We start from the raw sequence: 11273 nt of genomic DNA on the forward strand, positions 1-11273 counted from the left end.
CGCTCAAGCGCGCCGCCGGATCACCTGGTCGATCAACCCCCATTGCACCGCCTGCTCCGGCGTCATGAAGTGATCCCGGTCCAGCGTGCGCTCGACCTCCGCTTCGTCGCGGCCACAATGCTCGGCATAGCGCTGGATGACGCGCGCCTTGGTGCGCTGCATTTCCTCGGCCTGGATGAGGACGTCCGAGGCCTGCCCCTGCACGCCGCCCAGCGGCTGGTGCACATGCAGGCTGGCGCTGGGCAAGGCGCTGCGGTGCCCGGGCTCGCCCGCCATCAGCAGGAATGAACCCATGGAGCGCGCCGTCCCCATGCACAGCGTGTGCACCGGCGCCTGGATGTATTGCATGGTGTCATAGATCGCCAAGCCGCTCGAAATCACCCCGCCCGGCGAATTGATGTACAGATGGATGGGCTTGCCGGGGTACTCGGCCTCCAGGAAAAGCAGTTGCGCGCACACCAGCGCCGCGGAGTCATCATTGACCTCGCCGTGCAGAAAGATGATGCGCTCGCGCAGCAGGCGCGAGTAGATGTCGAACGAGCGCTCGCCGCGCCCGGAGTGCTCGACCACCATGGGAACGAGCTGCATGGCTGCACGCATGAAGCGGACTCCTGCCGTAGGATGGAGAATGCCGGCGCCCCTCGAAGGCGCGCCAGGACCGGAAAAAGCGCGGGCGTCAGGCCGCCAGCATCAGGGTGGCGTCGTTGGCCGCCACCGGCGCATGGACGATAGTCAGCGTGGTGCCGCCCCGCGCATTAGGGCGCAGACTGAACCTGACCTCGCTTTCGATGAAGGGCGGATCCTCGTCGCGCATGCGGTAGGCCACCTCCTGCCCTTCGCGGCTGGCGACGGGCCTGGCCTCGGCCAGCGCCGGCAGCCATTGCGCGCGCAAGGGCGGCTGCGTGATGGCCCGCCACACCTTGGCCGGCGGCGCGTCGAGTTCGTATTCCAGCACCAGGCGCTCGGCCTCGGGATCGTGCGTCATGGGTCCATGTCCTTGAGCAGGGTCTTCAAGGCATCGATGCGCTCGGGCCAATATGCGCGGTACTTGGCCAGCCAGCGCGCCATCACGAACAGGCCCCGCGGATCGACCTCGTAGTTCACGTAGCGGCCCTGCCGCTCCTCGCGCACCAGCCCCGCCTGCCGCAACACCGCAAGATGCTGCGACATGGCCGGTTGGCTGATCGCCAGCCCCTCGCGCAAGGCGCTGGCGTTCATGCGGCCCGCCGCGAGCCTCTCGAAGATGCCCCGGCGCGTCGGGTCCGCCAGGGCCTTGAAGATGTCGTTTTCCACCATGGACGACACATTAGCAGCTACTTATGTGTTGTGCAAGCCCGTGGCGCTACAAGACTAGGCCCAGTTCCTGCAGCAAGACCAAGGCGCCGGCGCCGCCGAACACCAGCACCACGGGGTTGATGCGCGTGCCCATCACCAGCACGGTCGCGGCCAGCGTGATGGCGCGCGCGGCCCAGCCGCCTGCGAGCGCGGTCAGCAGCACGTACACGGCGGCGAGGATCATGCCGGCGGCGACCGGTCTCAGGCCGGCCTCCAGCGCCCGTTGCCAGCGCGCGCCCTGGTGGCGCCGCCAGAGATAGGCCACGCCGTAGATCAGGAAAGCGGTCGGCGCGAAGATCGCCAGCGTGGCGACCACCGCGCCCCAGAAACCGCTGACCTCCCAGCCTATCAATGTCACCAGCAGCGAGCCCGGCCCCGGAGACAGGCGCGCGATGGCGAAGGCATTGAGAAACTGCTGCGCTGTCATCCATTGATGGACATCGACCACCTGGCGCTGGATCTCGGCCAGCGTGGCCTGCCCGCCGCCTATGGTGACCAGCGACAGCGGCGCGAACACCAGCCACAGCGCCCACAAGCTTCTTTCCATGTCAGCGGCTCCCCAGGCGGCGGTATTCCAGCGCGATGCTGGCCGCGCCCTCGGCCAGGACCACCCACAGCAAGGGCCAGTGCAACAGGCCCACGGCCACGAAGGTGCTCGTCATGAAGACCCAGGGCATGAGGCGGCGCGGCACCCGCAGCGCCGCCGCGATGGCCATATTGGCCGACAGCCCGATGGCCGCCGCCGCCGCGCCGGCCAGGGCGACATGGGTCAGCGGAAAGCGCGCCAGCTCGGCAAACACCAGCGCCAGGCAGACGATGAACACGGCCGGCGGCACGATGATACCCATGAAACCGGCGACCGCGCCGCGCGCCCCCGCCAGGCGATAGCCGATCCAGATCGCCATATTCTTCACATTGACGCCCGGCAGCGCCTGGGACAGCGCCAGGCCATTGAAGAAAGCCTCTTCGCTCATCCAGCGCCGGTCCTGCACGAACTCGCGATACAGCCAGCCGCTCAGCCCGCCGCCGAAACTGGTCAGGCCGATGCGCGAAAAGATCAGGAAAAGCCGCCAGGCGGTGGGCGGCGGCGTCGGGTCGATGGCCATGGGAAGGGCTCGCAGCAGGGAAACGGACCGCAAAAAAAACCGCGCGGCATGCCGCGCGGTTTCGGGTCTGCCATGAACCCCGATCGTATCCGGAACAGGTAACAAGGACCTGTCGGCTGGGCCTCAGGGGTAGAGGCCGCGCACCTGGCGCGCCTGCAGGATGCGGGTGCAAGCCACGATGAAGGCGGCGGTGCGCAAGGTGACCTTGTGCTCGCGCGCCACCTGGGCGATGGCGGCATAGGCCTCGCGCATGATGCGCTCCAGGCGCTGGTTGATCTCGTCCTCGCTCCAGAAGAAACTGGAGAAATCCTGCACCCACTCGAAGTACGACACGGTCACGCCGCCGGCATTGGCCAGCACGTCGGGTACGACATAGATGCCGTTTTCGCGCAGGATGTCGTCGGCTTCGGGCGTCGTCGGGCCGTTGGCGCCTTCGACCACGATCTTGGCCCGCACCTTGGGGGCGTTGGCGGCCGTGATCTGCGACTCCAGGGCCGCCGGGATCAGGAAATCGGTTTCCAGCGTCCAGAACTCGGCATTGTCCAGCGCAGCGCCGCCCGAGAAGCCCGCCACGCCGCCCGTGGAGGCCACGTGGGCCAGCAGCTTGTGCACGTCCAGGCCGGCCGCGTTGTGGATGGTGCCGGTGTGATCCTGGGCGGCGATCACCTTCGCCCCCGCCTCATGGAACAGGCGCGCGGCGGTGCCGCCCACATTGCCGAAGCCCTGCACGATGACCTTGGCGCCGGGCACGCTCACATTGCGGTCGCGCGCGGCCTCGCAAGCCACCACGAACACGCCGCGGCCGGTCGCCTCGACGCGGCCCAGGCTGCCGCCCAGCGCGATGGGCTTGCCCGTCACCACGCCCGTGGCGGTGGAACCCTCGTTCATCGAGTAGGTGTCCATCATCCAGGCCATGGTCTGGGCGTTGGTGTTGACATCGGGCGCCGGGATGTCCTTGGTCGGCCCGATGATGACGCCGATTTCACTGGTGTAGCGGCGCGTCACGCGCTCGAGTTCGGAGTGCGACAGCTTGCGCGGATCCAGGCGCACGCCGCCCTTGGCGCCGCCATAAGGCAGGTTCACGGCCGCGTTCTTGATCGACATCCAGGCCGCCAGCGCCATCACTTCGGACAGCGTCACATCCTGGTGGAAGCGCACCCCGCCCTTGCCCGGGCCGCGCGAGGTGTTGTGCTGCACGCGATAGCCCTCGAAATGGGCAATGCTGCCGTTGTCGAGCTCGATCGGGACATCGACGATCAGCGCGCGCTTGGGACGCTTGAGCGTCTCGACCCAGCGCGCCAGCGGCCCCAGGTAGGGCGTCACGCGGTCGACTTGTTGCAGATACACCCCCCAGGGGCCGAGGTGCTCGGCGTCCAGGTACGAGGGCAAGGCATGAACAGGAGGTTGAGACATAGGAACGCTCTCCGGGCTGAGTTTGGGAAATTCTACCCGCCGGATTAATACGTCACCATATATATAAGAAAAATATTTATTGGGGACATATTTAATCGTAAGCTTCCGCGGCGCAACAAAATGGCGCGTCTCATGTCTGCCGCGCGGCGGCCGCGGAGCAAGCGCCGCCCGCCTACCAAGGCTGCCTGGCGGGGCCGACCGTGAACTCGTTGACCGTGGTGTCCTCGGGCTGGTCGATCGCGAAGGCCACGACGCTGGCGATCCGGTCCGGGGAAATGCCGTAGCTGTCGTAGACATTGCGCATCTGCTCAAGCGACGGCTTGTCGCTGATGGTCGCCAGCAGCTCGGTATTGATGGCGGCCGGATAGATCGTCGCCGTGCGGATGTGGGTGCCTTCCATGGCCGACTCGATGCGCAGCACTTCCATGAAGTCGCGCACGAACCATTTCGTGCCGCCATACACGGCGCTGCCGGGATAGGCCTTGAGGCCCGCCACCGACGAGGTGGCGATGACATGGCCGGACTTGCGCGCAAGAAACTCGGGCAGCACGGCCGCCACGCCGTTGAGCACGCCCTTGACGTTGACATCGACCATCTGATGCCAATCGTCGGTCTTCAGCGCCGACAACGGCGAAGTCGGCATCAGGCCGGCGTTGAGGAAAATGACGTCGACGCCGCCGTAGCTATCCTTGGCCAGTTTGACGATGGCGTCGTTGTCGGACGGCTTGGTGACGTCCAGTTCCCGATACACGGCCTGCCCGCCGCGCTGCGTGATCTCATCGGCGATCCGCTTCAGCTTGTCCACCCGCCGGGCGCCAAGCACGACCTTGGCGCCTTTGCTGGCCAGCAGCTTGGCCGTCGCCTCGCCGATGCCCGACGACGCGCCGGTGATGATGATGACTTTATCTTGGATCATGAGGTTCTCCCTTTTTTATCCCTTCGAGCGGGCCGGCGCTTGCTCGCGGCTAGCCAGATGCCTGTCCAGCGCCTCGCTGGCGCGGCGGGCATGCGCGGCATCCACGCGCGACGACAGCACCTGCGTGAGCTGGCGCAACTGGCTGGCGCTGATGCCGATGTTCATGCTGATGCGCATGTGCGCCTGCAATTGCGGCTCGGCGCCGGGCAGCGCCGAGAGCATGGCCACGGTGGCCAGTTCGCGGCTTTGCCAGTCCAGGTTGTCGCGCTCGAAGATGTCGCCGAACAGGTGCGCGCGCAGGTAGTCGTTCGCGGCGGGCGCGAAATCAAACAGCGGCCCCTGCACCGGTCCGCCCGATAAGCGGGTCTGGTTGGCCGTGCCGGCGGCCAGCAGCGCATCCCCCTTGGGGATGGGACGGCCGGGCTCGCGGCCCGGCGCATCCTCGATGCCGCGCTGCTTGCGCGCCTCCAGCACCTTCATCAGTTCGCCCAGTGCGTTGAGGCTGCGCGGGAAGCCGGCATAGGCATAGAGCTGCACCAGGATTTCCCGGGCGTCGCTCACCGTCATGCCGGCATCCAGCCCTTGGTCCAGCGCGCGGTTCAGGTTGACGATATCTCCCGCGGCGGCGAAGGCCGCGATCGGCACGATGGCCTGGTGGCCGGCCGTGAGGGTGTCAGAAGCGCTCGAGCTTGCCGTTGGGGATCGAGTCATGGGTTGGGTGTCCTTTTCGTTGCGTGACCGCGGTATCGGTCCCGGCCCGCTCAGCCGCGCGCCGGACCGGCGAGATACTGTTCATCGGTGACGTGCTCCATCCATTCGACGTTCTTGCCATCCAGCGCCTCCTGGATGGCGATGTGCGTCATGGCCGTGGCCGGAGAAGCGCCGTGCCAGTGCTTATGTCCGGGCGGGCACCAGATGACGTCGCCGGCGCGGATCTCGACGATGGGTTCGCCCTCGCACTGCGTCCAGCCACAGCCGGCGGTCACGATCAAGGTCTGGCCGAGCGGATGGGTGTGCCAGGCCGTGCGCGCGCCCGGCTCGAAGGTGACGGCCGCGCAAGACACGCGGGCCGGCGCGGGCGGGCTGTTCAGCGGGTCGATACGGACCGTGCCGGTAAACCACTCGGCAGGGCCCTTGGTCGAAGGCTGGGATCCCGCGCGTTTGAGTTCCATAGTGCGCTCCTTGCAAAGATCGTGAGGGGACGAGGGCCGGCGCGCCAGCGTTCGGCGACGCTGCAATGTCCCCTTGGAAGGCGCCATGAAACTGTACGGCTCCCGTCATTGGCTGAGAAGGCCGTAAAATAGACATACGCTGGTGCAAGGAATTCACCAATGGCCAAAGAGAACCTCAACGACCTGCAAGCCTTCGTGGCCGTGGCCCGCGAGCGCAGCTTCACCCGCGCGGCAGCCCGGCTCGGCCTGTCGCGTTCGGCGCTAAGCCATGCGATGCTGGCGCTGGAGGCCCGGCTGGGCGTGCGGCTGCTTACCCGCACCACCCGCAGTGTCTCCACCACCGAGGCCGGGGCGCGGCTGCTGGACGTGGTGGCACCGCGAATCGACGAGATCGAACTGGAACTGGGCTCGCTCGCGGCGCTGCGCGACAAGCCCGCCGGCACGGTGCGCATCACGGCGCACGACCATGCCATCACCACCGTGCTCTGGCCGCGGCTGCTGCCCCTGTTGCAGGACTACCCTGACCTCCACGTCGAGTTCAGCGTGGACTATGCCTTGACCGATATCGCGGCGCACCGCTTCGATGCAGGCGTGCGCGTCGGCGATCGCGTGGACAAGGACATGATTGCCGTGCGCCTGGCGCCGGCCTTGCGCATGGCCGTGGCCGCCTCGCCGGGCTATCTTGCGGGCAGACCGCTACCCAGGACGCCCCACGATCTGACCGGACACCGCTGCATCAACCTGCGGCTGCCCACGCAGGGCGGCTTGTATGCCTGGGACTTCGAGAAGGACGGTCAGTCCATCAACGTGCGCGTCAACGGCCAGACCACGTTCAACAATACCTTTTTGATGCTTCAGGCGGCGCTGGACGGGATGGGCTTTGCCTTCGTGCCGCTGGACATCATGCAGCCGCATATCGAGGCCGGCAGGCTGGTGCCGGTGCTGCAGGATTGGTGGCCGACCTTCCCCGGCTATCACCTGTATTACGCCAACCGCAAGCAGATCGCGCCTGCGCTGGCCTTGGTGATCGAGGCCTTGCGCTGGCACGCATGAGCCCGCCAGGCGCGGCGCCGGGCCAAGCCCATCCTCGAAAAAAAAGCGGCCCGCCGGGCCGCCTTTGCCTTGCCGGTAAACGCCGGCCCGCGTGCTTGCGGCCCTCGCCCGGCTTAACGCCAGGCGCTCAGGATGCGCCAGGCCAGGCGCGCCGCCACGCGAGCGCCATGGTTGTCGATATCGAAATCCGGATTGGCCTCGGCCAGATCGGCCAGGCGCAGCTTGCCGCTGGCCGCCACCCGGGTGACGATGCGCTCGACCACCTCCAGCGGCACCCCGTAGGCAGCCGGCGCCGACACGCCCGGCATCACCGAAGCCGGCAGGACATCGAGATCCACCGTCAGGTAGACGTGCCGGGCTTGCGCCAGCAGGCGGTCCACGTCGGCCAGGCGCGCGGCCAGGTCCGCCTCGCGCATTTCCACATCCTCGACCCAGAAGGCGCCCACTTCTTCGGCACGCGCGAACAGCGCGGCCGTATTGCTCAGGCGCGAGACCCCCAGGCAGGCGTACTGCAGCGGCAGGCCGCGCTCGGCGCACAGGGTGACGACCTGATCGAAGGGCGTGCCAGAGCTGGCCGGCCGGCCGGTGCGCAGATCGAAGTGCGCGTCCAGGTTCAGCACCAGGACCGGACCGGCATCCTCGCGCGCGTCCAGCCATTGGCGCAGGCCCATGAAGCTGCCCCAGGCGATCTCATGCCCGCCGCCCAGGGCAAGGGTATGGGCCCCCGTGGCGAGCAGGCGCGCCACTTCGGCGGCGTAGCGCTGCTGGGCGCCCTCCAGATCGCCGTCATCGCAGACCACGTCGCCGGCATCATGCAGGATCTCCAGCCCGTGGGCGGGAATCCCCGCCAGCATGCGGCGGATGGCATGCGGCCCTTGCGCCGCCCCGGGACGGCCCTGGTTGCGCAGCACGCCGGCGTCGCAGGCAAAGCCCAGCAAGGCGGCTTCGCCCGCGCCGGGCTGGCGCCCGGCCGGCGCGATCACATGCGCCATGCGGCGCGTGTCGCCGCGCTCGCCGCTGTCATCGCGCGCGCGCCAGACAGGTGAGACGGCCGCGCTCATGCCTGCGAACTCAGCACGGCTTGCAGAAACTCGCGCGTGCGCGGCTCGCGCGGATGGCTGAAAATGGTTTCCGGCGGGCCGGACTCCAGGATCACGCCACCGTCCATCACCGCCACCACGTCGGCCACTTCGCGCGCAAAGCCCATTTCGTGCGTGACCACCATCATGGTCATGCCTTCCTTGGCCAGCAGCTTCATGACCTGCAGGACCTCGCCCACCAGCTCCGGGTCCAGCGCCGAGGTCGGTTCGTCGAACAGCATGACGTCCGGCTTCATGGCCAGCGCGCGCGCGATCGCCACGCGCTGCTTCTGGCCGCCCGACAGCGAGCCCGGCATGGCCGTGGTCTTGTGCGCCAGGCCCACCTTGGCCAGGAGATCATTGGCCAGTTGCTCGGCTTCGGCGCGCGACAGGCCGCGCAAGGTGCGCGGACCCACGGTGACGTTGTCCAGCACCGACAGATGCGGAAAGAGATTGAATGACTGGAACACCATGCCCACCTGCATGCGCAGGCGGTTCAGCTGCGCCTCGGGCAGTTGCTTGCCATGGTCCAGCAGCGCATGGCCGCAGATCTCGATCGTGCCCTGTTGCGCCACTTCCAGCCCGTTGCAACAGCGCAAGAGCGTGCTTTTGCCCGAGCCGCTGGGCCCGATCACCACGACCACCTGCGAAGGCTTGACGTCGAAATCGATGCCGCGCAGCACTTCGTGCTCGCCGAAAGCCTTGCGCAGCCCCCGGATCTTGATCATTTCTTGCGTGCTCATTGCACCATCCCTCCGGCGCGCAGGCGTTGCTCGACCTTGCGCAGAATCATCGTGGTCACCGTCGTGAGGACCAGGTAAATCAAGGCGACCACCAGATAGGTTTCCAGCGAACGGTAGGACACGCTGATGATCTTCTGTCCTTCGTGCATCAGGTCATGGATGGTGAGCAGCGACACCAGGGCCGAGTTCTTGATCAGCGCGATGAACTCATTGCCCAGCGGCGGGATCATGCGCACCACGGCCTGCGGCAGGATGATGATGCGCATGGCCTGCCCGGAGGACATGCCCAGCGAACGCGCGGCCTCGGTCTGGCCGCGGTCCACCGACTGGATCGCTCCCCGCACGATCTCCGACACATAGGCGCCCGAATAAATGCCCAGGCCCAGCACGCCGCAGGCGAAGGCCGGCAGCACGATGCCGAATTGCGGCAAGCCGAAGAACCAGATGAACAGCTGCACCAGGAGCGGCGTGCCGCGGAAGAACAGCAGGTAGGTGCTGCACAGGTTATAGATGACGCGGTTCTTGGGATTGAGCCGCCCCACCCCGACCAACAGGCCGATCACACAACCGAGCAGCAGCGCGCAGGCGGTCAATTCCACCGTGACGGCGGCCCCGCGCATCAGGGCGCCGAAGTCGGCGAAGACGGGAGCGAATTCCAGATTCATTTGGCGGGAGCCTCGAACCACTTGTTCAGCAGACGGTCGTAGGTGCCGTCGGCCTTGATCTTCTTGAGCGCGGCGTTCAGTTCGCCGGTCAGCTCAGGCTTGGACTTGGGCACGGCGATGCCGTATTCCTCGGTCGTGATCTGCTCGGTCAGCACGGTCAGGTCCTGGGTGCTCTGCGCGAACAGCTTGGCGGCCGGCTTGCCGGTCACCGCGGCATCGCTGCGGCCGATCTGCACCAGGTTGAACATTTCCTGGTTCTTCTCGACTTCGACGCGCTGCACCTTGGGATAGTTGTCGCGCAGGTAGTTCACCGACTTGGTCCCCACCTGCACCGACACCCTGCGGCCGTCCAGGTCCTTCAGCGTCTTGACCGGACCATCCTTCTTGGTCAGCACGACCAGGCCGCCGGCATAGTAGGGGTCCGTGAAGTCCACCACCTTCTTGCGCTCATCGGTGATGTAGATAGCCGAGACCGCGATGTCGGCGCGGCCGGCCTGCAAGGCCGGAATCAGGCCCTTGAAGTCGATGTCGATCCACTGGATCTTCTTGCCCATGGCCTGGCCCAGGGCCTCGACCAATTCGATGTCAAAGCCGGTGCGTTTGCCGTCCTTGACGAACTCCATGGGCGGGAAAGTGGCGTCGGTCACGGCGCGGATGGTGTCTTCGGCAAAGCTGCTGGCGCTGGTCAGCGTCAGGCCCAGCGTCAGCGCGGCGGTCAGCAATTGGCGGCGAGTCGTCATGGTGCGTCCTATCGTTCAGGGTTGGCGTGGTACTTCAGTGGGCCGCCAATCGGGCGGAAATTCGTTCGGCGGCCGCCACGGTCATGGCGGCCAGGGATTGGGTGCGGCCGGCCGCGCGGGTCGACGGCGCCATCAGGGTGATGGAGGCGACAGCCTGGGCCGGGCGGCGGAAGACCGGCACGCTCACGCCCCAGACGCCGGCGTCGACTTCGCTGTCGCTCATGGCATAGCCCTGGCGGCGGATGGCCAGCAGGTCGCGCTCCAGCGCGGCCAGGTCGGCGCCGGCCGCGCCGAGCTCTTCCAGGCGCGCCTGCAGGCGCGCGGCCGGCATGAAGGCCAGCAGCGACTTGGCCGAGGCGCCCTTGACCAGCGGCAGGCCGCGCCCTTTCACAAAAGAGCAGCGCAGGGGGTGTTGGCTTTCCACCATGTCCAGGCAGACCGCCTGGTCCTTGACGGCCACCAGCAGGCCCACGGTTTCGCCGGACTCGGCCGCCAGGCGCGCCATATCGTCCTGCGACTCCTGGATCAGGAAAGACGATTGATCGAAACCGCGCGCCAATTGCACGCATGCCGGCCCGGGCCCGTAGCAACCGGCCTGCTCCAGCACGAACCCCCAGCGCTTGAGCAAGGCGATCTGGCGGTACAGCGTGCTTTGCGCCAAGCCGGTCTGCTCGGCCAGCGCGGCGATCGTCAAGGGGCTCTCATGGCGCGCCAGCGTGGCCAGTACATACAGCACGCGGTCGGCGCCGCCAGCAATCTGTTCCTGCATCAAAACCGTCTCTCAGACAGATATTCCGTGGCGACAGATTAGCTTTTTTTCTCAAAATTCCAATGCAACATTCCCGATTTATGAGAATAACTAGGTAAAACCCCAGTCAGATTTCTTAATTTTTGGGCATCCCAACATGAAAAAAGCCCCGCAAGCGGGGCTTTGGACGGGTCGCGCGGCGCCTTAGTCGTAGGAATCCAGGCGCAGGCCCGACACACCGCGCACGGCGGGCGCGGGCGCCGCCGCCGGCTCGGCGGGCGTGCGCGGCGGTTCGGCCGCGGC

General features: G+C 66.9%; 15 protein-coding genes. 1 reads left to right on the forward strand and 14 read right to left on the reverse strand.

The features are described from left to right. Positions 1–3 precede the first annotated feature (3 nt). The 9 genes from AXA74_RS21285 to AXA74_RS21325 form a co-directional block, all read right to left on the reverse strand. Positions 4–600, reverse strand: coding sequence for an ATP-dependent Clp protease proteolytic subunit (locus AXA74_RS21285; protein ID WP_032955126.1), 597 nt, complete (start codon positions 598–600; stop codon positions 4–6). 76 nt (positions 601–676) lie between these two features. Beyond that, positions 677–985, reverse strand: a complete 309-nt coding sequence (locus AXA74_RS21290; protein ID WP_029581159.1) for an SRPBCC family protein — start codon at positions 983–985, stop codon at positions 677–679. Further along, positions 982–1296, reverse strand: coding sequence for an ArsR/SmtB family transcription factor (locus tag AXA74_RS21295; protein WP_029581160.1), 315 nt, complete (start codon positions 1294–1296; stop codon positions 982–984). The genes AXA74_RS21290 and AXA74_RS21295 overlap by 4 nt, the downstream gene beginning before the upstream one ends. Before the next feature lie 46 nt (positions 1297–1342). Further along, positions 1343–1882, reverse strand: a complete 540-nt coding sequence (locus AXA74_RS21300; protein ID WP_032979248.1) for a chromate transporter — start codon at positions 1880–1882, stop codon at positions 1343–1345. A gap of 1 nt (position 1883) precedes the next feature. Continuing rightward, positions 1884–2441, reverse strand: a complete 558-nt coding sequence (locus AXA74_RS21305; RefSeq protein WP_032955125.1) for a chromate transporter — start codon at positions 2439–2441, stop codon at positions 1884–1886. Between the two features lie 123 nt (positions 2442–2564). Next, positions 2565–3854, reverse strand: coding sequence for a Glu/Leu/Phe/Val family dehydrogenase (locus AXA74_RS21310; RefSeq protein ID WP_029581163.1), 1290 nt, complete (start codon positions 3852–3854; stop codon positions 2565–2567). Positions 3855–4026: 172 nt separating this feature from the next. After that, complete coding sequence (locus tag AXA74_RS21315) at positions 4027–4770, reverse strand: SDR family oxidoreductase (protein WP_029581164.1); 744 nt, start codon at positions 4768–4770, stop codon at positions 4027–4029. A gap of 15 nt (positions 4771–4785) precedes the next feature. Next, the gene (locus AXA74_RS21320) at positions 4786–5481 is read right to left on the reverse strand and encodes a carboxymuconolactone decarboxylase family protein (RefSeq protein ID WP_032955124.1); all 696 of its coding nucleotides are present in this window, start codon (positions 5479–5481) and stop codon (positions 4786–4788) included. Positions 5482–5531: 50 nt separating this feature from the next. Then, positions 5532–5942: a (R)-mandelonitrile lyase gene (locus AXA74_RS21325; RefSeq protein WP_029581166.1), complete on the reverse strand. Its 411-nt coding sequence runs from the start codon at positions 5940–5942 to the stop codon at positions 5532–5534. Between the two features lie 159 nt (positions 5943–6101). On the opposite strand from AXA74_RS21325, the gene AXA74_RS21330 reads away from it, so the two are divergent. Then, positions 6102–6995, forward strand: a complete 894-nt coding sequence (locus tag AXA74_RS21330) for a LysR family transcriptional regulator (RefSeq protein WP_032979247.1) — start codon at positions 6102–6104, stop codon at positions 6993–6995. A gap of 113 nt (positions 6996–7108) precedes the next feature. On the opposite strand, the gene hutG is transcribed toward AXA74_RS21330, so the two are convergent. The 5 genes from hutG to AXA74_RS21355 are packed head-to-tail and all read right to left on the reverse strand — an operon-like array spanning position 7109 to position 10991. Continuing rightward, positions 7109–8056 (reverse strand): formimidoylglutamase, encoded by a 948-nt coding sequence (hutG, locus tag AXA74_RS21335; RefSeq protein WP_032955121.1) that lies wholly within the window; start codon positions 8054–8056, stop codon positions 7109–7111. Then, positions 8053–8817, reverse strand: coding sequence for an amino acid ABC transporter ATP-binding protein (locus tag AXA74_RS21340; protein ID WP_029581169.1), 765 nt, complete (start codon positions 8815–8817; stop codon positions 8053–8055). Before AXA74_RS21340 ends, hutG begins: the two co-directional genes overlap by 4 nt. After that, positions 8814–9482, reverse strand: a complete 669-nt coding sequence (locus tag AXA74_RS21345; RefSeq protein ID WP_032955120.1) for an amino acid ABC transporter permease — start codon at positions 9480–9482, stop codon at positions 8814–8816. Before AXA74_RS21345 ends, AXA74_RS21340 begins: the two co-directional genes overlap by 4 nt. Beyond that, positions 9479–10222, reverse strand: coding sequence for a transporter substrate-binding domain-containing protein (locus AXA74_RS21350; RefSeq protein WP_029581171.1), 744 nt, complete (start codon positions 10220–10222; stop codon positions 9479–9481). Before AXA74_RS21350 ends, AXA74_RS21345 begins: the two co-directional genes overlap by 4 nt. 34 nt (positions 10223–10256) lie before the next feature. Then, the gene (locus AXA74_RS21355; protein WP_032961885.1) at positions 10257–10991 is read right to left on the reverse strand and encodes an IclR family transcriptional regulator; all 735 of its coding nucleotides are present in this window, start codon (positions 10989–10991) and stop codon (positions 10257–10259) included. Positions 10992–11273 lie beyond the last annotated feature (282 nt).

Source organism: Bordetella hinzii LMG 13501, assembly GCF_001548475.1.
Lineage (GTDB): Bacteria > Pseudomonadota > Gammaproteobacteria > Burkholderiales > Burkholderiaceae_B > Bordetella > Bordetella hinzii.